26 protein-coding genes are annotated in these 22,853 nt (G+C 43.3%); 12 read left to right on the forward strand and 14 right to left on the reverse strand.

Annotated features, from left to right (window positions below):
• The first annotated feature begins 78 nt into the window (after positions 1-78).
• From QZZ55_RS01880 to QZZ55_RS01890, 3 genes are all read left to right on the forward strand, one after another.
• A complete protein-coding gene (locus QZZ55_RS01880) occupies positions 79-888 on the forward strand; it encodes an AraC family transcriptional regulator (protein WP_293264727.1) in 810 nt (269 codons plus the stop codon).
• A 149-nt stretch (positions 889-1,037) separates the two neighbouring features.
• Positions 1,038-1,757, forward strand: coding sequence for a UTRA domain-containing protein (locus tag QZZ55_RS01885; RefSeq protein WP_293264729.1), 720 nt, complete (start codon positions 1,038-1,040; stop codon positions 1,755-1,757).
• Positions 1,758-2,357, forward strand: coding sequence for an ABC transporter six-transmembrane domain-containing protein (locus QZZ55_RS01890; RefSeq protein WP_293264731.1), 600 nt, complete (start codon positions 1,758-1,760; stop codon positions 2,355-2,357). It begins immediately after the preceding gene.
• A gap of 81 nt (positions 2,358-2,438) precedes the next feature.
• On the opposite strand, the gene QZZ55_RS01895 is transcribed toward QZZ55_RS01890, so the two are convergent.
• Both QZZ55_RS01895 and QZZ55_RS01900 read right to left on the reverse strand, forming a co-directional pair.
• Positions 2,439-3,311, reverse strand: a complete 873-nt coding sequence (locus QZZ55_RS01895) for a phytanoyl-CoA dioxygenase family protein (protein ID WP_293264733.1) — start codon at positions 3,309-3,311, stop codon at positions 2,439-2,441.
• 30 nt (positions 3,312-3,341) lie between these two features.
• Complete coding sequence (locus QZZ55_RS01900; RefSeq protein ID WP_293264735.1) at positions 3,342-3,893, reverse strand: HD domain-containing protein; 552 nt, start codon at positions 3,891-3,893, stop codon at positions 3,342-3,344.
• A gap of 194 nt (positions 3,894-4,087) precedes the next feature.
• On the opposite strand from QZZ55_RS01900, the gene QZZ55_RS01905 reads away from it, so the two are divergent.
• Positions 4,088-4,747, forward strand: coding sequence for a glutathione S-transferase family protein (locus tag QZZ55_RS01905; protein WP_293264737.1), 660 nt, complete (start codon positions 4,088-4,090; stop codon positions 4,745-4,747).
• Positions 4,748-4,805: 58 nt separating this feature from the next.
• Here QZZ55_RS01905 and QZZ55_RS01910 read toward each other — a convergent pair whose 3' ends face one another.
• Genes QZZ55_RS01910 through QZZ55_RS01920 form a run of 3 tightly spaced genes read right to left on the reverse strand, consistent with a single transcriptional unit; the run spans position 4,806 to position 7,615 of the window.
• A complete protein-coding gene (locus QZZ55_RS01910) occupies positions 4,806-5,477 on the reverse strand; it encodes a haloacid dehalogenase type II (RefSeq protein WP_293264739.1) in 672 nt (223 codons plus the stop codon).
• A 13-nt stretch (positions 5,478-5,490) separates the two neighbouring features.
• Positions 5,491-5,844 (reverse strand): YkgJ family cysteine cluster protein, encoded by a 354-nt coding sequence (locus QZZ55_RS01915; RefSeq protein ID WP_293264741.1) that lies wholly within the window; start codon positions 5,842-5,844, stop codon positions 5,491-5,493.
• A 31-nt stretch (positions 5,845-5,875) separates the two neighbouring features.
• A complete protein-coding gene (locus tag QZZ55_RS01920) occupies positions 5,876-7,615 on the reverse strand; it encodes an ABC transporter transmembrane domain-containing protein (RefSeq protein WP_293264941.1) in 1,740 nt (579 codons plus the stop codon).
• Positions 7,616-7,733: 118 nt separating this feature from the next.
• On the opposite strand from QZZ55_RS01920, the gene QZZ55_RS01925 reads away from it, so the two are divergent.
• Both QZZ55_RS01925 and QZZ55_RS01930 read left to right on the forward strand, forming a co-directional pair.
• Positions 7,734-9,491 (forward strand): M10 family metallopeptidase C-terminal domain-containing protein, encoded by a 1,758-nt coding sequence (locus tag QZZ55_RS01925; RefSeq protein ID WP_293264743.1) that lies wholly within the window; start codon positions 7,734-7,736, stop codon positions 9,489-9,491.
• 62 nt (positions 9,492-9,553) lie between these two features.
• Positions 9,554-10,300 (forward strand): sulfite exporter TauE/SafE family protein, encoded by a 747-nt coding sequence (locus tag QZZ55_RS01930; protein ID WP_293264745.1) that lies wholly within the window; start codon positions 9,554-9,556, stop codon positions 10,298-10,300.
• On the opposite strand, the gene QZZ55_RS01935 is transcribed toward QZZ55_RS01930, so the two are convergent.
• Positions 10,297-11,184, reverse strand: coding sequence for a LysR family transcriptional regulator (locus QZZ55_RS01935; protein ID WP_293264747.1), 888 nt, complete (start codon positions 11,182-11,184; stop codon positions 10,297-10,299). The genes QZZ55_RS01930 and QZZ55_RS01935 overlap by 4 nt on opposite strands.
• Before the next feature lie 129 nt (positions 11,185-11,313).
• Here QZZ55_RS01935 and QZZ55_RS01940 point away from each other — a divergent pair, with 129 nt between their 5' ends.
• Complete coding sequence (locus QZZ55_RS01940) at positions 11,314-12,201, forward strand: DMT family transporter (RefSeq protein WP_293264749.1); 888 nt, start codon at positions 11,314-11,316, stop codon at positions 12,199-12,201.
• On the opposite strand, the gene QZZ55_RS01945 is transcribed toward QZZ55_RS01940, so the two are convergent.
• On the reverse strand, positions 12,188-12,697 hold the full coding sequence (locus tag QZZ55_RS01945) for an HPP family protein (protein ID WP_293264751.1): 510 nt from the start codon (positions 12,695-12,697) through the stop codon (positions 12,188-12,190). The genes QZZ55_RS01940 and QZZ55_RS01945 overlap by 14 nt on opposite strands.
• Before the next feature lie 160 nt (positions 12,698-12,857).
• Between QZZ55_RS01945 and QZZ55_RS01950 the strand changes: the two genes are divergently transcribed.
• Positions 12,858-13,430: a TetR/AcrR family transcriptional regulator gene (locus QZZ55_RS01950; protein ID WP_293264753.1), complete on the forward strand. Its 573-nt coding sequence runs from the start codon at positions 12,858-12,860 to the stop codon at positions 13,428-13,430.
• Here the strand turns inward: QZZ55_RS01950 and QZZ55_RS01955 are convergent, their stop codons facing one another.
• Both QZZ55_RS01955 and QZZ55_RS01960 read right to left on the reverse strand, forming a co-directional pair.
• Positions 13,431-13,820, reverse strand: coding sequence for a DUF6858 family protein (locus QZZ55_RS01955; protein WP_293264755.1), 390 nt, complete (start codon positions 13,818-13,820; stop codon positions 13,431-13,433).
• Positions 13,821-13,924: 104 nt separating this feature from the next.
• Positions 13,925-14,914, reverse strand: coding sequence for an AraC family transcriptional regulator (locus tag QZZ55_RS01960; RefSeq protein ID WP_293264757.1), 990 nt, complete (start codon positions 14,912-14,914; stop codon positions 13,925-13,927).
• 123 nt (positions 14,915-15,037) lie between these two features.
• Between QZZ55_RS01960 and QZZ55_RS01965 the strand changes: the two genes are divergently transcribed.
• The 3 genes from QZZ55_RS01965 to nrtS are packed head-to-tail and all read left to right on the forward strand — an operon-like array spanning position 15,038 to position 17,029.
• Positions 15,038-15,325, forward strand: coding sequence for a glutaredoxin (locus QZZ55_RS01965; RefSeq protein WP_293264759.1), 288 nt, complete (start codon positions 15,038-15,040; stop codon positions 15,323-15,325).
• Between the two features lie 55 nt (positions 15,326-15,380).
• Complete coding sequence (locus QZZ55_RS01970; RefSeq protein WP_293264761.1) at positions 15,381-16,823, forward strand: dihydrolipoyl dehydrogenase; 1,443 nt, start codon at positions 15,381-15,383, stop codon at positions 16,821-16,823.
• A gap of 2 nt (positions 16,824-16,825) precedes the next feature.
• Positions 16,826-17,029, forward strand: coding sequence for a nitrate/nitrite transporter NrtS (gene nrtS, locus QZZ55_RS01975; protein WP_293264763.1), 204 nt, complete (start codon positions 16,826-16,828; stop codon positions 17,027-17,029).
• 41 nt (positions 17,030-17,070) lie between these two features.
• Here the strand turns inward: nrtS and hmpA are convergent, their stop codons facing one another.
• Positions 17,071-18,273, reverse strand: coding sequence for an NO-inducible flavohemoprotein (gene hmpA, locus QZZ55_RS01980; RefSeq protein WP_293264765.1), 1,203 nt, complete (start codon positions 18,271-18,273; stop codon positions 17,071-17,073).
• 199 nt (positions 18,274-18,472) lie between these two features.
• Between hmpA and QZZ55_RS01985 the strand changes: the two genes are divergently transcribed.
• Positions 18,473-18,709: a hypothetical protein gene (locus QZZ55_RS01985; protein ID WP_293264767.1), complete on the forward strand. Its 237-nt coding sequence runs from the start codon at positions 18,473-18,475 to the stop codon at positions 18,707-18,709.
• A gap of 1 nt (position 18,710) precedes the next feature.
• Here the strand turns inward: QZZ55_RS01985 and QZZ55_RS01990 are convergent, their stop codons facing one another.
• From QZZ55_RS01990 to QZZ55_RS02005, 4 genes are read right to left on the reverse strand one after another with little or no spacing between them, the layout of a single operon-like run.
• Positions 18,711-19,574, reverse strand: coding sequence for a prepilin-type N-terminal cleavage/methylation domain-containing protein (locus tag QZZ55_RS01990; RefSeq protein WP_293264769.1), 864 nt, complete (start codon positions 19,572-19,574; stop codon positions 18,711-18,713).
• Complete coding sequence (locus QZZ55_RS01995) at positions 19,571-20,266, reverse strand: prepilin-type N-terminal cleavage/methylation domain-containing protein (RefSeq protein ID WP_293264771.1); 696 nt, start codon at positions 20,264-20,266, stop codon at positions 19,571-19,573. Before QZZ55_RS01995 ends, QZZ55_RS01990 begins: the two co-directional genes overlap by 4 nt.
• Complete coding sequence (locus tag QZZ55_RS02000; protein WP_293264773.1) at positions 20,263-21,606, reverse strand: ATPase, T2SS/T4P/T4SS family; 1,344 nt, start codon at positions 21,604-21,606, stop codon at positions 20,263-20,265. Before QZZ55_RS02000 ends, QZZ55_RS01995 begins: the two co-directional genes overlap by 4 nt.
• 10 nt (positions 21,607-21,616) lie before the next feature.
• Positions 21,617-22,846, reverse strand: coding sequence for a type II secretion system F family protein (locus tag QZZ55_RS02005; protein WP_293264775.1), 1,230 nt, complete (start codon positions 22,844-22,846; stop codon positions 21,617-21,619).
• Between the last annotated feature and the right edge of the window lie 7 nt (positions 22,847-22,853).

Here is a 22,853-nt window from a genome sequence, read left to right on the forward strand (position 1 = left end):
GGTATTTGCACAGTTTTTTGGAAAAAGTGAACGTGATAACTATTCACTAGAAAGTTAGAAAAAGTATGTGGAGGGTCTGTGAAGGATAGTATTCAATATCACCGAGTAGCAGACACCTCTGATCTGATTCTGAGTGAAGGGTTTTATTCGGAATTTGAGTTTCGTCCTCATTATCACTTGGATTACCACATAGGGCTTGTCGTAGAGGGTGTTCAAAAGCAGCGATTTAAAGGTCAGAGCGTTTTATTGGGGCCAGGTAGAATCTCTGTTATGCCTCCCGGTGAGATTCATGACGGCTTTGGTCATGAGCAAAGTGAGTATTGCATGCGTACATTTCGCATAGCTCCTGCTTTGCTGAACGAGTATTTTGATGAGCTTACGGGAAAAGAAACTGATCCGTTTTTTGCGGGTGCAATGGTGGAGAATGAACGGTTAGCAGCCAGCCTAGTGAAGCTATACGACAATATTCAAAGAGTTGATGATCTAACGACATTACCGGTAGAGGAGACGTGGTTTAAATTATGTGAGCCTCTATTTTCACAACTTAACGCTGTAACGCCGTTGCCAGTTTTAGGGGGATTGTCATTACATCAGTTGCAGATCGTGAAAGAGTATTGCTATGAAAACCTTAGCTGTAAAATCAGTTTGGGGCACTTGGCGGCACTGTGCGATATTAGCCGCTATCAATTCTTGCGTCGTTTTGAGCAGAGTGTAGGGGTGACTCCACATAACTGGCTGACGCAGCTGCGTTTGGAAAAAGCCTGTTTATTGTTACGCAAATCGGGCCAAAAATTGGCTCATGTAGCAGTCACTGTTGGTTTTTATGATCAGAGCCATTTTATCCATGCTTTTCGCAAGTGGTACGGAATAAATCCTTCAAAATATTGAATCCTTTAAAAGACTAGCCCTTCCAATTAAGCTTTAATCAAAAGCAGCTAACGTTATTAATTTTGTATCTCTAGAATGCCTACGCTTTTCATTGGTTAGGAGAGAGAGTAGGATTCTGAATTCAAATATCTGAGCTAGGAACTGGGCCAATGCAACGCAGTGACACGCCTGTATATCTACAGGTACGGGACCAGCTCTGGCAGTGGATTCAGAAAAATCAGTTAGGTAGCCAGGAGAGATTGCCTGCTGAGCGTGAATTGGCAAAACATTTTAATACCACTCGGGTGACTATTCGTCAGGCTTTAGGTCAACTGGAAGCGGAGGGGAGAATTTTTCGCTCTAACAGGCGTGGCTGGTATATAACCCCACGACGTCTGACATATGACCCCAGCTTAGATATCGGTTTTTACAATAACGTGACAGAGCAGGGGCTTACTCCTGGGACCGAAACGCTCAGTAAATTTCTCATTGAAGTACCGGACTGGTTGACTGAAATTAGTGGCTTAGCAGAAGGCTCTTCTATTTATTATGTATTACGGAGGCGTTCTATTGATCATCGTTGTGTTGTTGTTGAGCATAACTACATCAATCCTAAAAGCTGTCCGGGATTACTTGATCAAGATACGGACCTTTCTATCTGGCAGTTATTGCGGGAGAAGTACAACCTTGTCCCTGGGCAGCGAAACATCGAGATATTCCCTCAGGCTCTAACGGGAGATGAGGCCGACGCTCTGGGAGTCAATTCCGGTAGTGCTGGTCTTTATATGCAACGTCTCACATTAGATAAGAGCGGCGTATTTCTTGAATACGACCGAGAATATTGGTTGCATGATGCACTAAAGGTTATTGTTCAGGTAAATGAAAAATGAATGCATTCACTTGGGTTAGAGTTTGATCAGCGTAATGTATCTCTAAATGTGTCTATACGTAGTGCGAGGCTCGACATGTCACGAGAACTCGTCAGCTTTCTAGAGGATGATGTTCCCGAGTTGATCACCGGTATCACTCAAGTCATTATTTCATTGGTAATATTGGCGTCTTTCGGGTCAATACTTGCCATGAATGCTGCGGGTATGACACTGATAATGTTACTACTCTATAGTTTTTATCATCACTCATTTTTACGACTCAATCAGGCATTAAATAACCAGACTGAACGTCAAGTAACCTTGCTCGCTCGTGGAAATCATGCATGTTTGGGTAAACATCTCAACCTATTGTTTCGCTGGGAAGTGAAGCTCTCTGATCGGGAAGCGGTTCTGTATGGCCTGATTTTTTTATCGGTCACTGGTTTTATCGTTGCCAATCTATGGTTGGCAGCAGTTATACCCAACATATCTGCCGGTACTATTTTTACTATTGTTACTTACTCATGGGAGTTTGTGCAGGCTGCTTTGGTGTTACCCATGGCGCTACAAGGATTAACTCGTTTGTATGAGATAACCAAACGAATTAATGGTGATAAGTAACGTGGTTATGATATTTTTGAAAGAGCACCTGTTAGCATTAAATAAGTGCTCTGGATTTGGGTTTCCCATAAAAGGATCGTGTTAGAGCACGCTTTTCCTATGAGCAGTAGGTGTTGCAATATGAAATTTTGGGTTGTCGAATTCTTGGTGTTTCATGGTGTAGTAGGCTTCATAAAAATCTCCATCAATGAGTGGATTAAAAGTGAAAAACATCGCTCTGCGTGTGAGTAGAGAATCATTTTTCTTGGAACAGTGAGGCACATATGAATCGAACAAGACGACATCACCCGCCTTTGCAGTGATGGGCACCCAGTTTATCTGGTCACAAATTTCTTGTCGGATGTTACCGTGTGCTTTTCCTCCTTCATAACTTGGTAACACGGGTAAATCGCCAACTGGAGTAGTGACTCTACGAGTTCTTAAGCTAGCTAGTTCATGCTGGTAATTCTCAGGAAAAAATAGGCAGCCATTCTCCATAGTTGCATCGTCTAAGAAGATCGCAGCCGTCACATGATATGCCGGTGCGAACTGATCATATGCAATAATATCTTGGTGCGGCTCAAATGCACCGCCACCCGGATTCTTGGCATTGCATTTGTCTTTGAATAAAACAAAATCAGTGCCTGTCAATTTATGAATCATCTGTTGTAGTTTGGGGATTATAATATCCCTAACAGGTTGACTATAGCCTTTAATGTATTCGTACCGACAGACCTTCTGATCATTATCAAACTCAGGAACTGCTATCAGTTCAGATAGATTTTCTCGATAGAAATCACTTAGGTTTTGATTATCATCCTTTACTGCTTTTAGTAGCTCTTGCGATCGCTTATTAAGCGCTTGGCTTACTTGTTCTAGGGTGGCTGTATCTGTATGGCTAAGCGCTTGCGGAAGCACAATAAAGCCTTGCTGAATAAAGCGTTCTTTTAATTCGTTAATATTAGTATTGTTCATTATTGTCTCGTCATCCTAATTGGCGTTGACCTATAAAACGTCACATTCGGCTTTAATAAAGGAAGCGTTAAGGTGGGGTAAGTAAGTATCAAATGATTGTTGACTCAACTCCTGTATTTTACCTTCATCATCCCAGCGACGAAGCTTAAGCGATTGTTTTGCATAGCTTTCGTTAATAAACTGATGTTTTTCTATGTCGTTCATTAAACCACCTTGGTGATTAAAAGAGTCCAGAGATGCTGCGGATAAACTGTCTAGGTAGCCAGGTTCTACACTGCATAAATAACGTTTAGCTTGAGCATGTAAGCGAATGGGCTCGGTAACACTGGGTCCAAAATGTTTACTTAAAAAAATAGCACCTACGGAATCATGCTTATAGTTTCCATAAGCAATATCAGTGGTTGATATTAAGTGCCCTATATCATGTAGCAGTGCCGCACAGATTAGGTCATCTGATTCTTGAGCCAGAATGGCTAGTTCAGCGCACTGCACGGCATGTTCTGTTTGAGTTATATCCTCACCGTAGGAGTGGTGACCTTGTGCGGCAAAAAGTTGGCTGATTTGTTGAATAAAAGGATGCATTGTTTTGTTCTCATTTTTTAAAATACGACTGGTATATACCAGATGAGTGTGCAGTATTATTGTTACATTTCTATTAAGAAAACAAGTTAGCGGACAGCATTTCTGAGAAGGTCGCTATAATGAAATGCTTGGATTGCAGAACCCCGAGTAAATAAAGAAGAAAAACATCTTTCGTTTCACAAAGGATAATGAAAATGGTACTAAAATTATTCCATTGTCATGAAGCTCGCTCGATGCGTTCTTTATGGTTAATTCATGAACTCAAACTTGATGTTGAGGTAGAAACTTTTTCGTTTGGACGTGCTTTACGAACTGATGATTATTTAAGCCACCATCCGCTTGGGCGAGTGCCTTGTTTGGTCGATGGAGAGTTAACATTATTTGAGAGTGGTGCAATCGCAGAATACCTTTGTGAAACTTACGACAGTGGTTCGTTATGGCGAGGGCTCGGGCATAAAGAACGGCCCGAGTGGCTACAGTGGGTACATTATGCAGAAACGATTACTGTGCATGCAGCAAGTTTGACTCAGCAAGCTATTGCTATCAGTGATCCGCTTTTGCGTTCAGCTACCGTGCAAAAATTAGAAACTCGACGTTTAGAGAAAGCGATAGAAGTTCTGGAAAGACAACTTCAAGATCGTGATTATTTACTGGCTAGCGGGTTTTCTGCTGCAGATGTAGGTGTTGGATACAGCCTTCATGTAGGACGTTTATTTACAGATATCGAAGCCTTTCCCAAGGTAGCCGCTTATTATCAGCGCTTATCAAGCAGGGAGGCATTCAAGCAGTCTCTTCCTGCGGCAGATGCTAAGAATAAAATTTATACTCAAAGTAACTATTGGCTTACTAGTTGATAGTCACATGTTGTTGGCGTAATGAATGTTTCTGGTGATCAATGAAAAAGCTGAGTGGTTAAGTGTTGAACTGCTCAGCTAATTCAAGGAGATCTGTTACGACGATATCTGGCTTAATATCCCATGGATCAAATATCTTAGTAGCGTCTCTTTGAATCCACGCTGCTTTCATTCCCGCAGCCTTTGCACCGATCACATCCCAAGGGTTGCTTGAGACCATCCAACAGCTATCAATGTCAGATTTTGTTTTACGCATAAGATGCTTATAAACAAGAGGGCTTGGTTTAAAGGTCTTTATGTCATCCACACTAATAACATCATCTAGCTGCGATAAAATTCCTGATGTGGTCATCAGTGCGCGCACGGCAACCTCAGGACCATTAGAAAATGCTGCTAGGGTATGGCCTTGTTTTCTTAATGATATGAGCCCTGGAATTACGTCAGAAAACGCTTCCAGGTTACTGAACTCAGCTAGGAGCTGTTGTTGGGCTTTTTCAGATAAGTCGATGTTAAATACCATCATGCAATAACGTAATGCTTGATGCGTGCATACTCCAAAGTTTTCGTATTGCTCCATTAATCCACGTCGAAATGCATACTCTACTTTTTTGTCATGCCATAACTGACCAAACTCTTTTCCTCTGTCGCCAATGAGCGCTTCTAAATGGGAACCCATGTCCACTGGGTCTACTAGCGTCCCGTAAACATCAAATCCAATTGTCTGCGGCATGAGAGAACTCCTTTTATAACAAAACTTGACGTGTTTCTTTATGAAACTTCAGTACTTGGCGCTCTATCTTTGGATCAGTCATCTGTGTTGGCGCGCAAGAATTTGGGCATGGCAAACTTGGGGTTGTGCCGAATAGCCTGCAAATTAAAGGGCGTTCATCATAAACTTCACAGCCATTCTTACCCAAATAAGGGCAATTGAATTCGGCCAGCGCTTCATCATGCTCCGCATCGCTTTTCATCGGTAAGCGAGATACCTCTTCAGACGATGCTGTTACGGGCCCACAACAATCATGGCATCCGGGCTTGCAGGCGAATGATGGAATGGATTCACGAAAAACCTTAATTTTTTGACTGTTGTTTATCATCGGCAATTCCCGCGATTATTGAGTACGCATTTTATAGCTCTTTAAACTGTCTTGCTGCTAATTTTGAATAAAGGTCTGATTGGAGTAATAAGTCTGCATGTTTTCCTTGTGCAACGACTTGGCCATTATTCATTACGGCAATATTATCAGCATGAATGATGGTTGATAAACGATGGGCAATAATCACAGTAGTACGCCCTTGCATTAAATTATGTAGCGCCATTTGAATAGCGCCTTCACTCTCGGAATCGAGTGCGCTGGTGGCTTCATCAAGCAATAATATTCGAGGATTCTTCAAGATTGCCCGGGCGATAGTGATACGCTGCTTCTGCCCCCCGGATAATCTCACCCCTTTTTCGCCTAAATCGCTATAGTATTGATTGGGCAGTTGTTCGATAAAGTCGTGAATGTGAGCGGCTTTAGCGGCAGCGATAACCTCTTCTTCAGAGGCATTTTGTTTACCGTAGCGGATGTTTTCCAACACATTGCTGGTAAACAGCGCAGGCTGTTGTGCAACCACTGCCATCTGTTGGCGTAATTGGTGTGGATCGAGTTGGCGAAGGTCAGTTGTATCAAAGCATATCTGGCCAAGGCTTGGGTCGTAAAAGCGCAATAGTAATTCGAATACAGTCGATTTCCCCGCACCTGATGGCCCTACTAACGCGGTGACTTTACCTTCAGGTATCGTTAGGCTGAAGTCGGATAAGGCGGGTTTATCTGGGCGAGAAGGGTAGTTAAAAGTGACATTTTGTAAGTCTAAGCTGGCTTTTAAGTGCTGCGCATCTTGCGGGCTTTCTGGGGCTAGTATTTCGTTTTTTGCATGCAGCAATTCCATTAATCGCTCGGTAGCACCGACAGCTCGTTGAAGCTCGCCGTAGACTTCGGATAATGTGCCAGTACCCATTGCCACAATAAGCGCATAAAACACAAATGCGCCAAGTTCTCCGCCAGTCATTACACCAGAAATAACATCGTAGCCGCCTACCCATAGCATGCCAGATAATGCGCCGAACACTAATATAATCACGGTTGCCATTAACAGTGCACGCTGGCTAATACGATGCTTAGCAATACTGAAAGCGTTATCGACTTCTTTAGCAAAGCTGGTACTTTCGTAACTTTCTTGGTTATAGCTTTGTACGGTTTTTATCTGTTGAATGGCTTCGCCAGCATAAGTGCCAACGTCAGCAATCGAGTCTTGGCTCTTTCTGGCAAGCTGCCTTACACGGCGCCCAAATAGCAATATGGGTAATAAGATAAGGGGAACACCGGCTACGATAATCAGGCTAAGCTTTACATTGGTAATAAAAAGCATCACTAAAGCGCCGCTTGTGGTGACTATACTGCGTAATGCCATTGAAAAAGAGCTACCGATGATGGACTGGAGTAGCGTGGTGTCGGTAGTGAGGCGCGACATGATCTCGCCACTGCGATTCTTTTCAAAGTAACTCGTATGTAAATTGATGATGTTATCAAATACAGCTTGGCGAATATCGGCAGTTACTCGCTCGCCTAACCATGAAACGAGATAAAAACGAATGAAGGTGCCAAATGCCATTAATAACGACATCCCTATTAGTATGAAAATAGATTGATTTAGCTGCTCAATTGAGCCAGCAATAAAACCATTATCTATTACAAGCTTCACTCCCTGACCAATCGCCAGTGTAACCCCCGCCGTGCACAATAAAGCGATCATGGCACCTATCCAGTATTTTCGGTAGGGCAGCATAAATTGAACAAGTTGTATGAGAGTGGAGAATTTTTTCACGGGATTCAAGGTAGTTCCTTTTAGTGAGCGAGCAAATGTCAGTATTTTATTACCCTTATGACCTTTATCGTACTATTGTAGTCATAGAGCAAGTGCATAAATTGTAAAGAGAATTATTGTGGCAGACATCCCTACGACTTATCTGGATTCATTTGGTTTGGGTACACGCTGGACCGGAAATGAAATTACGTACAGTTTTCCTACGGTAACAAGCCAATGGGCATATACCGGCGAGCCTGATGACCGGCGCTATGCTCTCTTTAATGAAAAGCAAGCTGCAGCATTTACACAGGCTATCGCAGTATGGGGTGATGTGCTTGATGTCGATTTTGCACTTGTCATTGAGCCTAATCAAGAAGGACAGATTCGAGTAGCTTTCACGGGAATGGAGGCGGCTGCTGGCTGGGCGTATTACCCCTCTGCATCTAATCAGCCGATAGCGGGTGATATTTGGATCGACTCTGATTCAATCAATAGCACCTTTGCTAAAGGTAGCTATGAATTTCGAGTCTTGGTGCACGAAATTGGCCATGCAATCGGTTTAGGTCATCCGGATACGTTACCCGCAGGTAAGGACTCAATGCTTCATAGCATCATGTCTACTAGCGACAGTCGATTAAATCAAAGCTTGATAGTTGAGGCTAAAACTGACCCGTTTGGTACTCTATCTTGGGAAACACGCACCGTATACACGCCAATGCCAATGTTGTTCGATATTGCAGCGGCACAAGCATTGTATGGAGCTAATACAAGTACTCGGGCGGGTGATACGGTTTACACCTGGTCTGATGGAATGGTTTTTCACCAATCGATTTGGGATGCAGGAGGCGTGGATACCTTAGATGCTTCGTCACAATCTAATGCAAGCATCATAAATTTAAATGCAGGTACTTTTTCTTCTATCGGGCATTATACAGCAGAAGAGTATTTGCAATCGCTGAGTGCTAAGTACGCATCTCATGCGGGTTATATCCAAGGAACATTACGCGACTTTATTACGACTTACGGTGATCGTTTTTATACAGGTGATAATAACCTATCTATCGCATACGGTGTTGAGATTGAAAATGCGCTAGGTGGAAACGGTGATGATACGCTGATAGGAAATGCATTAGACAATGTTCTGGTTGGGGGGAAAGGAAGTGACCAAATAGATGGGCAGTCGGGTTCAGATACCGCTATTTATGATGGACTATTAAGTGACTATCAAATTGATAAAGTAGCGGACCAAATTTTCGTAAATAGCTTGTTAACCGATGAAGGAATAGATCAGTTAACAAACATTGAATGGTTGGCTTTTGCTGATGGTGTGATTAGTACCTCAGAAGCCCTTGGGTTGACAGTTTCTGATACCGTTGCCGCTCCTATTAACCGCTCTCAAGAAATAGACACTCCATTAGAAGGGAATTCTAATCATATTAATTATTTTTACTTAGAAATCGACTCCCCATTTTCAACAGACATCTCTGCTAGTTATGTTACCAGAGCAATGAGTGCTCAAGCAGGACAAGACTATATTCACACCAGTGGTGTCGTCAGTATAAGTGCAGGACAGACATCGGCGGTGGTTGGTATTGAGATTGTTGCCGATAAGGTAGTAGAGGCCATGGAAGAGTTTGCTCTTGTGCTCTTTAACCCAGTAAATGTTTCCTTTGGCTCAGCTAATGCTGAGCTTGTGATTACACGTAGTATTTCTGACGATGATGTCTTGTATTTGCCTTCAGCGGGAGAGGATAACTATTGGAGTAATGCAGTAACACGTAAAGGTGAGATCTCTTACACAGGTACTGACCAGTGGGGGCAAGAGATAAATGACACGGTGACACTTGTAGGTGCCGCACCACAGGATGACCAGCTTTTTTGGTCTGCTGGTTAAAGCAATTTTCTATTTTCTCTTATCATTCGTGAATGAGTTTTTGTGATTACTAGCGTTGTAATATGTTTGACGTTTTAACTATCTCTCTTATTTTTGTCACGTTTCTTATCGCTGGCACAGTGAAAGGTATAACCGGCTTAGGTCTTCCTACGGTAAGTCTTGCACTATTGACTGTCGCTATTGATATGCCGACAGCCATGGCTTTGCTGTTGATACCTTCTTTTTTTACCAATGTATGGCAGGCCTTTGTTGGAGGTCATGCAACAGAGGCGTTGTTGCGAGTATGGCCATTTTTATTTATGGCAACTGTAATGGTGTGGTTGGGTGGTCTGCTGCTGAGTCAGATAGAGATGACTCTTTTATCAATGTTACTTGGCGGATTATTGATTGCATACTCAGTGGTGAATCTAGCCGGTTTTAAATTTGCCATGAGTAAACGGCAAGAAGTGTGGGTTGGCCCATTGATGGGGGCTTTGAACGGTATACTCACGGGTATGACGGGCTCTTTTGTAATTCCTGGTGTTATGTACTTGCAAGCGATTGGATTAACGCGCGATGTATTAATTCAAGCGATGGGAATGTTGTTTACCACGTCGACAGTTGCACTGGCGGTATCAATGAAAGGTAATGGTCTCTTATCTGGTGAGTTAGGTATGTATTCAGCGTTAGCGTTAATGCCTGCCATTATTGGAATGATATTGGGTAAGAAGGTACGCATAAACTTATCTGAGCAGCTCTTTAAACGCGTACTTTTCATCTCTCTTTTTCTTTTGGGCGCGTATATACTCATGAGTGCCATCACTCGCTAAAACCACTCAGCCAGCCTTTTTGATAATGTTCTTGCCGCAGACGTGGCAGGCTCTGATTCGCGAACGAGTGCAGACCAACTTAGGTCAAGCCTACTTTTGCTGACCTGAATAACTGAAACATTTTCGTTTTTAATAGCTGACTGAATCGCCCAGCGTGAAAGAATACTCACGCCAAATCCTGCTGATATTAGCTCAATAATGGCGTCTGTTACCTCAACAATAGTTACCAAATGAGGTGCAGTGCCAGAAGGGCGAATAAAACGTTCATATTCAAATCCCGGTTGGGCGGATTTACTATAAGTGAGGTACTGTTCGCTTTCTAAATCAGCTGCTTCAATATAAGGTTTTGTTACTAGCTCATGAGCTAAGTGAGTGACTAAAACAAGTTCATCTTCAAAGACTGGAATGGAGTCGATGCCCGGCACTATCAAATGCCCGGGTGCTAACACCACATCGACCGCGCCTTCTTGAAGGTTTTGCAAAGGGTATTGGGTTGCGGAGGCAACCAGCTCTAATTGAATGCGGGGTTCCTTTTTCGCCATGTATTTTAAGAAAGAGGGTAACCAGTGGTAGCAGCTATAGGCGGCAACACCAAAACGAACGACGGTAGTCTCATTATCAACCGTTCGCTGAAAATCAAACTCAGCACGTTGAAGAATCGGTATAACTTGGTTTGCCGTTTGTGTCATTGCACGTCCTGCAGATGTCTCTTTGAGTTTGCGTCCTTCTCTTTCAAATAATAAACCGCCGAGGCGTCTTTCTGCCTCGGCGAGACGGTGACTTAGTGCAGGCTGAGTGATTCCTAACGCATGAGCGGCTTGCCTTAATGTACCCGATTCGTTAATGGCTTTTAGCATCTCCCAGTGTCTGATATCTAATCTCATGTATTACCCTCATAAAAAACTGCCTTATACATGCATAGTATTAATCAATATATAGAATTATTCATTATTTTGTTAATCAGTTGATGGTTATTCTTCCTGCCTAACGAAAGGAATAAAGTTAACGTGATAATGAAACCAATGATAAATGGCCAGTATTTAGTGCTTATGGCTGCTTTTTTTTATGGGCTAAATCCATTTTTTGCACAACTTCTATTTAAAGAAGGTTTTGGTGCTGAGATGGTCAGTTTGTACCGATTTATTTTGCCTGCGGTATTCTTTTCTTTTTTTCTACGCACACCTCGAGCACACTGGAATGAAGCGCTGCGAACGTTGGTATTGGGGATCGCGAGCGGTATTTCAATTTTTGGTTATTTTCATGCATTGAACACGCTTCCTGCGGCTACTGCTATCCTGATTTACTATACGTATCCCGTGTTTAGTGTATTTATTGGCTGGATTATTTTTAAACGAATTCCATCACAAAATGCTCTGGTTTCGGCGGCGTTGGTTGCTATTGCCGCGTCTTTAACGGTTAGGCCTGAAATCCTTCCTGCTGATTCACTGCTTTCTGTTGCAGCCTGCTTTTTAGCGCCTTTAGTGGTCGCCACTCAAGTGCAGTATCTGTCCAATCCTAAAAGGCGTATTCCTACCATGAATAGAATGGCCTGGATGACGATTGGTCATATAATTGTTCTTCTACCCATAGCTATATGGGCGTCGCCTGTACAAGTATTACCGGTTTCGTTCATCGGTTTATTGTCGATATTAGGCATAGCATTGTTGGCTGCAGCAATTCCTCAGATGCTCTTTATGGTGGGGGCTCCAAGATCATGTGCAGACAAAAATGCATTAACAGGAACGCTTGAGTTAGTCATCGCTTTGCTAACGGGAGCTGTTTTACTCGGTGAAGGCATAGACCGGTTGGAAATGACCGCTATGGTCTTAATTGTCTTAGCCTTGTTTATTAAACAAGTAGAAAACAAGCCCATAGCAGTGGTTGCAGCTACCAATACTTAGGATAGTTTGTGCTTCTGCTAAGGTTGTTATAAAGCAAGGCAACAACCACCAGTATAAGAGAACCACTTAAGGTAGGTAGTAATAAAAACTCCCAACTGGGTTGTAATAAAAATACGATCACAGGGTTTGATCCTGCTGGTGGGTGAACGGTTCTTGTTGCCATCATTACGGCAATAGCTGTACCGGCTGCCAATGCAACAGACCACCATGTTGGCCCGCAAAGCGTTAAAAAGATTAGACCGATCAATGTACTTAAAAAATGCCCACCAATGACATTTCGTGGTTGTGAAAAAGGAGCATCGGGGAACCCAAACACCAACACACAAGAGGCACCGAATGAGCCAAGGACGAGTGCTGCTTCCAAGTTTTCAGCAAGACCTGCCAGTACAGCAATAGCGATGACACCCCCTAAACCTGCGAGCACAATATTCTTTATCGGATGTTTGGGAGGTAACGCCGCACTATCCCCTTTGATTTTTTCTAATAAAGTAAACATATCGTTCTCCATACTGTTGTTGATACTCGGCTTTTACGGTGGGTCTAAAGCTTGTTCTGGTTATCAGAAAATAATAAAGTAGACTAACTTGTCTACTTTATCGAATGGTAGACAAGCCGGTCTACTCGTGTCAATGTTATTTTTTGAGGAATAGTCTTTTATGTCGAGTAAACGCCTTCAGCTTATTAGTACTGCTTTCAGTCTTTTTTATCAAAAGGGTGTTCATGCGGTAGGTATTAACGAAATATTAGCAGAATCTGGTGTGGCAAAAAAAACCTTGTACCACCACTTCACCGGGAAAGAAGAGTTAGTGCTTGCGGTACTGGTTTATCGTGACCAGTGCTTTTGCGACTGGCTTAAAGAAAGGTTAGATTCGGCTGATTCAGGAATGGCAAAAGTTGAAGCGTTATTCGATGCGTTAGACGATTGGTTTAATGATCGGGTTGAGGCTTTGTTCGCCTTTCATGGCTGTTTTTTTATCAATGTAAGTGCTGAGTTTGGTGATCTCACACACCCTTTACATCAACAGTGTGCAAAACATAAGCAAAGTGTTGCTTGCATAATTGAGTCTTTGGTTCGGACAACCCACGTTGATGTATCTCGCATTAGCACTGCTACAGATGCATTGTGTTTATTGAAAGAAGGCGCGATTACATTGGCACATGTTCAGGGAGATCGAAAAGCAGCCATAAAAGCAAAAGAAACAGCAAAGCTGCTTATTCGGTCGTTGTAGTTATTTGCGTAAAGCGCGCGACCACTCTTCCATTGCTTTGTTTGCAAAGGGCATGGGGGCTTCAAGAAAACTGACGATATACTTGTCAGAATACTCTGTTATGCCAAAAGAGCGGGGCCTTACTGCCATCACTAACGCATTAGGCAGTTTGAGGCCAAAGCAAAACACTACGTTTTTTGCAGCCAGAATATCTTCAGATATTTCTCCTTCTTCTAATGCGTCCGTATGCGCATAGTGATCAAAGGTGGCAATGTAACTCGCTTTTGGGTGCTGCTTAACGCAGTCTTCGAAGTAATTGACAACGTCTTCAAATCGGCCAAAGCGACATTCTTCTTTACTGACTTCTAGGAAAAATACAGGATACTTTTCTTGGAACATGGTTTGCTTCATACGTACTGTCCTTAAAACATAATAATATTAGACTGTCCTAATGTTATTATATTTTAAGAGTAACAAACAACATTTATTATGAGTAGATCTTTCCTTGGAAGCTACTAGAGGCTGTGTCGGCGAGCTTGCCCAGGAGGGTGGTTATAATAGTGCTTAAATGCTTTGCTAAAGGCCGCCTCTGATGAATAACCTGCCGTTTCTGCAATGTCAATCATAGCTGTATCTGTCTGTTGAAGCTGGACTTTTGCTTTTTGCATGCGCCAATTGATGAGGTATGTTTTGGGCGGCATACCGACCATTCGAGAGAATTTTTCTGTAAACGACGTTCTTGATAAGGAAACGGCTTCGCCGAGTCGTTCAACGTTCCAGTAGGCTTTCGTTTCTGAATGGATCAAATTTAATGCTGAACCAATTTGCACGTCTGCAAGGGCCGCGATATATCCCACATCACTCGATGAACTTGTCATATAAGTGCGCATTAACTGAATGAACAAGACTTCTGTTAAGCGGTCTACCATCACTGTCGAGCCTGGAGATGGTAGACGGGACTCATTAGCAAGGACAGTGACTAAGGACCTTAACCAAGCAAGTTCGGGTGTTTCAGATGCTTTTATATGAATAAAACATGGCAGATCTTTTACAAAAGGATGGTCCATCGAAGAGTCGTAACTAAACGAGCCACATAATAAGGTGGTGGCTGGGCTTTTCTTTCTTGTACTGGTTTTTATAACACTGATGTTTTCTATACTGTTATCTTCTTCTTTGGGTTGAAATGGATTACTACCATTGAGGATATTTTTAACAACATCGGAGCCTGGCTGTCTTGGACTTTCTGGTGTATCGCTAATCCAATGAGCTCCGCCCGTAGGGAAGGCGACAATGTCTCCTGTTAAGAGCTGCAGTGGTGGGCCTTCTTCTTTTACATGTTGTAACCAGCAAGAATTCTCGACGACGATATGGAACATACCTTGTTGGCTTGCTTCGATCTCCATTCCCCAAGGCGCACTAAAATCACTACAAAAGTAAGTATTGGCGCTAAGGCGAATTGCTTTCAATACATCAGCTAATGCATCCATATTGGCCGTGTTCTCCATATTATCTATACCTTGTAGCCTCGGTGGTCAAAATGACAATTTATTCAGACATTACAGCATATTCTGTTCAAAGTAGAACTGGATAATAGACCTCAATCTAATTAACAAGAACGAGATTCTATTATGGCTACACAAGAAAACATCAAATCACTTTCGCTTTACCATTACCAAAGCTGCCCATTTTGTGCTGCAACTCGCAAAGTAATCCAGCAAACGGGTGTTGAAATTGAACAAAGAGATGTTCAAAGACAACCACAGCATCGGGCAGCACTCATTAAAGGTGGTGGTAAACCACAGGTCCCTTGCTTACTGATTGAAAAAGAGAATGGAAAGCACCTTTGGTTGTATGAATCATCTGATATTAACCACTTCCTTCGTGGTTATGCTCAACAGTCGGCACAAAGTGCTTAATTAATGTTAATACCATCGCTAGAAACAGCTTAAGAGAAAACGAAGGGATTTAATCATGAATAAAAGACACGTTGACGTTGCAATCATAGGTACTGGCACAGCGGGAATGGGGGCATATCGTGCCGCAAGAGAACATACCGATAATCTAGTGCTTATCGAGGGCGCTGAATATGGGACAACGTGCGCACGAGTGGGTTGTATGCCGAGTAAATTATTGATAGCTGCTGCAGAGGCTGCTCATCATTCTCAACATACAGAGCTTTTTGGCATAACTACGGGGCAAGTTAAGGTTGATGGTAAAGCTGTGATGACGAGAATACAGCGTGAGCGTGACCGTTTTGTGGGTTTCGTTCAAGAAGATGTGGACGCATTTGATGCGGCCCATAAAATCAGAGGCTATGCGACGTTTAAAGATGATCATACCTTGATAATCGATGATCATACTGAAATCACAGCAGATCGTATTGTCATTGCAACAGGGTCTACACCTGTCTATCCACCATTATTTGCAGAAGCGGGCGACCGATTACTGACCAATGATGATATTTTTGAGCTGAGCGATTTACCAGAATCCGTTGCTGTATTTGGTCCCGGCGTGATTGGACTAGAGCTAGGGCAAGCACTGAGCCGGTTGGGTGTAAAAGTTAAAGTCTTTGGCCGTGGAGGCTCTGTCGCCACTATTAGTGATCCTGAGATTAGAGAATATGCAGAGAAAACATTTAATGAAGAATTTTACTTAGATACTAAAGCTCAGGTAAGTAATATTCGAAAAAAATACGATGGCGTTGAAGTCGTCTATCTGGATAAATCGGGAGAAGAAGTAACGGAGTTTTTCTCTTACTTATTAGCCGCTACTGGCAGAAAACCTAATGTGGATAAATTGGGATTAGAAAATACGACGGTAAAGCTGGATCAGCGAGGTGTGCCAGTGTTTGATCACTACAGCATGCAGGCGACGCCTGATCATATATTTATTGCTGGCGATGTGAATAACAAACTAACACTTTTGCATGAAGCAGCAGACGAAGGCCGTATTGCTGGAGGCAATGCCGGACGTTATCCCCAGGTACGTGCTGGACGCAGACGAGCTTTCCTTGGTGTTGTTTTCACCGAACCACAAATTGCAAATATAGGCTTAAACCTCACCCAACTAGAGGAACGCTATAAGAATACTTATGCCGTTGGAGAAGTCAGCTTTGAAGGGCAGGGACGTAGCCGAGTAATGGGTAAAAACAAAGGCATAATGAAGGTATACGCTGAACATGGTTCTGGATTATTACTCGGTGCTGAAATGTTTGGCCCAGCAGCAGAGCATATAGGCCATCTACTCGCGTGGGCTTTGCAGCAAAGACTTACTATCAAAGACATGCTTGAGATGCCTTTCTACCACCCAGTTATTGAAGAAGGTTTACGCACAGCGTTAAGGGATTTAAATGCCACACTGAGACTGGGGCCAGAAGCTGTAAAGGGTTGTCTTGACTGTGGTCCGGGAGCGTAAAGATGAGCAGGCTGATGCTGCTCAAAGCGTTTAAAGTTGCTGCATTGGTGGGCACAGTGCTGCTGGTGATTAATCAGTATGATGCGCTCTTAGGGGAGACAGAACTACGAGTGATTCCTGCCTTACTGACGTATTGCGTTCCCTTTGCCGTGTTTTTGGCAGGGCAAGTGTCTAATCGCCAAAATGCATCATCAGGGCAGCGTTAATTTTGCTGCCCTGAGGTACCTGCTAAGTAAACTAATGCTTTTTAGAGCGCTTCGTTCGGTCCAAATATTTCATAATGAAGTTGCTCTTCATTAATGTGGAGTTGTTTTAGTTGTTGGTAAATAGCTTTCATAAAAGGCATGGGCCCACAGAAATAGTACTCGGCTGTTTTGGGGCACAAATCACTTAGCATACCGGTAGTGATGTAACCGGTATGGTCGTAATCTAGGCCTAGTTCCGCATTATCAGTATCTTCGTAGCATACAACTTTTGTTAAATTGGGTAGGTCAGCATTGAGCATATTTAGATGCTCTCTGAATGCATGTGTCGTTTTATTACGCGTGCCATGTAACCAAGTAATGGGGCGTTTATCTCCCCGTTTAACTAAATAATTTAGCATGCTGAGTAAGGGCGTTATACCCACACCACCACTGATCAGCACCAAGGGCTTATCTGTGCTCTTCAAATAAAAGTCACCGCCTGGAACATGTACTTGCAAGGTGTCTCCTACTTTTACATCAGTATGTAAATAGTTAGAGACTAAACCATGAGGTGAGGTTTCATCCGGTGCAGGTTCTTTTTTAACAGAAATTCGATAGTAATCTTTGCTGTATGAATCAGAAAGGCTGTATTGACGCAATTCTGTAAAAGGGAAACGATCAGATTTCACTTCTACGCTTAAGTACTGTCCTGGTTGAAATTCTGGTAATGGTTTTCCATCTAGAGGTGTTAAGTAAAAAGAAGTAATTTCACTGCTTTGATTGACTTTACGATCGACCTTAAACGCTTTAAATCCGTCCCAACCTTTATCAGCGGCGGATTCATAAAGATTTTTTTCTACGCCTATTAAAATGTCTGCTAAACGGCCGTACGCCTCGCTCCATGCGGAGATGACTTCATCAGTTGCTACATCTTCTCCGAGAACTTCTCGAATAGATTTTAGTAAGTTTCTACCGACAATAGGGTAATGCTCTGGTTGTATGTCTAGGCTGAAATGCTTAGCTGCAATGCGCTCAACAACGGACCCTAGTGTTTCCAATTTATCAATATTAGCCGCGTAACCAAGAATAGCCGACGCGAGTGATGATTGTTGTTTTCCGCTGGCCTGATTGGCCATATTAAAAACATGCTTAAGCTGAGGATTTTCTTCAAAAAGTAACGTGTAAAACTGCTTAGTTATAGCGTTACCTTGCGCTGCAATAATAGGGACAGTTTGTTTAACAATGGCGATAGATGATGGAGTCACGGAGGTTCCTTAATGTTGCTTTAATTGATGTTTATTAAATACATTTTATTATAATAATGTTCATAAAGTATATTTTCAATACATTTTATAGGGCTGGCGATTCCTAGATGCATTAAATAAAACCGTGTTGGGAAAGCGTGGGGTTTCGCGTTCTTTGTCTATACTGAAAATGAAATGACATCTTTAGGGGTCAATAGAAATGGAATTTTTACTGATTAAAGTACTGAATTTTTATTCTGGTTACGCACTGGTTCTGGCTTTTATGTTGCAAAGTAGCTGGGTGTTGGCTTTGGGATTTATAGCGGCAGTAGGAGCAACGGTGCTGAGGCAAAATAGGCTAGAGCAACTGGCGCAATCGATGCGCCAGTGTTGTTTACGGTTTCCGACTTGTGGGAAGGCAAAGTACTGCAGATTAAAGCTTGTTAATAAAACCTAGTTTAAGGATCTATCGTAATACTTATCTCAGGGATACCACTATCGAGCAGGCTGTGAACATATACCGCATTCGCTGTATAGGTAAACCCTGTCAATTCTGTTGAACTACAATCTGTTGCTGCTGCTCCTATTTTCTTTTGAACAGTTAGGACAACTTTGCCTCCAAGAGAAGGCGTAATAGATGTTGGAGCTGAGTTTAAATCCACATCAGATGAGAGAGCAGTGCTGGATAAACAAAATTTCCCGTCCAGTTCTCCTGTATTATTTGTGAGATTAAGAGTGATTTCTGCTCCCTCGTAGTGGCTTGCAGGAATGGCTAAATCTTGGTCTTCTTCATAGATAACATCAGCAGGCTCAGATGAGGTTGTCCCACTGGTTTGATCCAGTCCTAAAGAAGCAATAACAATATTGTCACCCGCACTTACACTTCCTCCGCTTGCATTCAAATAAGACAATGCATTGCCCCAACCATCCAGCAAATCGCTATCGGATAGGTATGGCCCTTTCCAGCTAGCTGCTTGGGTTTCCCATGTATTACCTGCGGTTGTGCAGTCACTTGAGGTACTGTTTGATCCATCAGAACAATATTCTTGTTGAGTGAGTTGGATAAGATAAGCGGGTACAGTTTTGGTGTCTGCTATAAAGCCACTAAATATGGGTTGTCCATTTAACGTACGTGATACATCGCCAATGATGGCATAGCGGATTTTTTCCATACGTTGCTGAGTAGTTTCATAGCGTTGCTGGTTGGTTTCGCTCACCATAAAATCAGTCGCTAGTGAGGAGACTAATCCTAGAAGTGCAATCACTACAATCAATTCTAATAAAGTGAAGCCGCGCTCTTGTCGGCGAGTGTTATTGCTCATCCGTTTTTCCTCAAAATAGTGACCAGATCATCTCCGTTATTATAGATACTGTCTTTACCCGCACTGATGAGAGCAATACAGTTATCAGTAACAGCAGGGCAGTCGGGATTGCCAGCTTCAAAGTAATCTAACCGGTATTGGTAGGGCATTCCTGCTGCTGCACGGGGAACCCATTGCCCTTTGTTGTGGATGGCAAAACAGTTATCAGTATTGCTATATTCACGGGCACGTTCATAAGTGTCTTCGAGTGCAATAAAGGTGGAGGTCATATCTACAGAAACGAGGTCGCAATCGCTGCTTAAGGGGGCTCCTTCTGCAAAATGCAGGCGTTGCTGAGATGTTGTTGTTAAGTAAGGCCCGTTCCATCCACGAGCTACATCGGCTTGCCAAGGTAGGATGTCAACGTTACTGCTTTGAGGTGAGCTAAAGAGAAAATCAAAGTTACTGTCATGGGCAACAGAATCTGTTGAGTTAAATACACCCTCTTGTGGAAAGTAGCCTGTATCTTGTTTAAAGCGATAAACTGCATTAGCGATATTGTTCATTTCGACTCTAGCTAATTGGTCACGTGCTTCACCGTCGTAGCTATCAATCGCAGTAACGGCAATGCCGGCCATGGCAGCCAGTACCGATATGACGACTAAAAGCTCTATCAGTGTAAAGCCAGCCTGAGTGTTTTTTCTCGTGTTCATACTAATGCCTCTTCTTCGCTGACATGCTGTTTAGTGGCGTTTATCTGTGGAGAGGGCAGCAGGTGTTCATCGGGTTCTAAAAGCCCGAGTACACGTTCTACTTCTTCTATATCTGTGATACCCGCTTTCACTTTATTTAAAGCGCTGCGGCGAAGGTCTTGAATGTTATTTTTTGTTAAATAATCGGATAACTCCGCATCGCTGGCATCTTCGCCAATAAGCTGTGCGAGATGTTGGGTGATTGGCATTACTTGAAATATACCGATGCGCCCTTTATAGCCTGTGTACTGGCCTTCTGCCTGTGCACGGTAAAGTGTTAAATTAGCCAGTTCATCCTCTCTAAACCCTAACGCTAGGAGTTTGGCTTTTGGAACAATCACTTCTTCGCGTGTTTCAGGGTCTAGCCGTCTGAGTAAGCGCTGGCTAATGATTAACGTAACAGTCGAGGATATGTTGTAAGCATCTATCCCAAGGTTCCTTAAGCGAGGAATGGCTTTGGGGGCGGTAGTGGCGTGCAGTGTAGACAGCACTAAATGCCCGGTGTGGGCTGCTTTAATCGCAGTATCCAGCGTGGTTTGGTCTCGCATCTCACCAAGCATGATGACGTCGGGGTCTTGTCGTAAAATAGTGCGAGCGGCTTCGGCAAAACTGATTCGCTCAGAGATACTGATTTGGTTAATGCCATTTAGGTCAATTTCTACTGGATCTTCAACAGTATAAATAGAGCGAGGCTGGCGGTTAATCTGTTTAATTAAGGTATACAGACTAACGGTTTTTCCACTGCCGGTTGGCCCTGTAACCAACACCATTCCTTGTTGGCGTGCTATAGCACTTTGAACCGCAGGGATTTGGGAACCCTCAAGGCCAAGTAAGTTAAGTTGTAATAGATTTTCAGGAAGGTATAGCAAACGTAATACGATGGTTTCGCCATGCAGGGTTGGAATAACAGAACAACGGAAATCAAACCCACTGCTGTTTTGCTCGCCCAACACCACTTTAAAGCGGCCGCCCTGCGCGATACGCTGCTCGGAGATATCTAATCCAGCAACCACTTTTAAGCGTGCCGACAATAAATGTCCAAAGCCTTTTGGCATGTCTGCTATATCTTGCATTAAGCCATCGGTACGAAAACGAATGCGGTAATGATCTGCGTACGGCTCAAAGTGAATATCCGAGACCCCTTGCTCGATCGCAGTCATCAATGTGCGATTAAGAAATAACGGAGCACTAAGATCATCATGAAGGTCGTTAATATTAGTGTCGTCAGCCAAGCCGTTATTGGTGTTAGTAAACGAGAGCTGGTTTAAATCCGATGGGGTCTTTTTTAGTGATAAATTCATACGTTGGCTCCTAACCTGCTGACACTTGCATCATGGCTTTGAAAAAGCCGATATAAACAAAAGCAACCATGCCACCAACAACGAGTGTCATGGCTGGTTCTATCATGGCGATCATGGCTTTAATGCGTATTTCAGCATTGTGTTGGTAATACTTTCCAATCTCGCTCATTACATGTTCTAGCTCACCACTGCGCTCTCCTATCCCCGTCATGTGTTGCACCATAACGGGTATGTGAGGTTGTTGTAGGCCATAGGTTAGGCTGCGCCCAGTCAAAATATCGCTCCCTGCTTTTTCAAAGCATTGAGCTAGTCGGAGGTTGTTCGTAATGCTGCTCATTACGCGCAGAGATTCAAGTACGGTTAAACCACTGCTGAGCAGCATTGACATTGTCCAGCCTAGCTGTGCCATGCCTGATGTTCGAATGCTTGAACCAATGATTGGCATGCGCAGTAAAACACGGTCAATGACGGCTTTGCCGGGCTGCGTAGTATAGGCAACCAGAATGGCAAGAACTCCCCCCAGTAATGATCCACCCAGCCATGCGCCGTAGTCGATCATCCATGCAGAGGTATCAAGCATGGCTTGTGTGATTGCGGGTAAATTTTGTGATTTACCTTCAAGCATTTTGGCAAATTTAGGCACGATGCCCAGAGCCAGGCCCATAAAAACACCAAAAGCGGCAAGGAACAAAACAGTGGGATAAGCCAAACTAGACATTAGTTGGCGTTTAACAGCAGCATTGCGCTCTAAGTTGTCGGCTAGTCGCTCCAGTGTTGCCTGTAACTCTCCCGACACTTCGGCGGAGGCAATGAGCTTAGATACGACAGGTGGAAAAGCGCTACCTTGCTCTTCCAGTGCTGAGGCAAAGCTGCTTCCGCTACGGATACGAATAAGAACATCTAGCAAGCTATGGCTGAGGGAGCGTTTTTCTGTCATTTCCGCACAGACTTCCAAGCCTTGTGTTAGCGTGTTTCCCGAGCGCAGCATCAAGGCTAGCTGGCGAAACAGTATGACTTTTTCGCTATCAGAGGCGCTAAAATATTGCCCCGGGCTAAGCTTACCCACTATCGCTCCTAATACACTAAAGGGGTTAAGAAAGTTAAGCGGGGGGCTAACATCTAAAATATAAAGAGATTTATTTCGCAGTTGTGTACGGGCCTCGGGTAGCCCCTGTGCGTTTACCTGGCCACTTTGCTTGCGGCCTAGCTGATCTAATGCTGTATAGCGATAGGTATGCATGTTGCTC

Source organism: Neptunomonas sp. (genome assembly GCF_016744175.1).
Taxonomy (GTDB): domain Bacteria; phylum Pseudomonadota; class Gammaproteobacteria; order Pseudomonadales; family Balneatricaceae; genus Neptunomonas.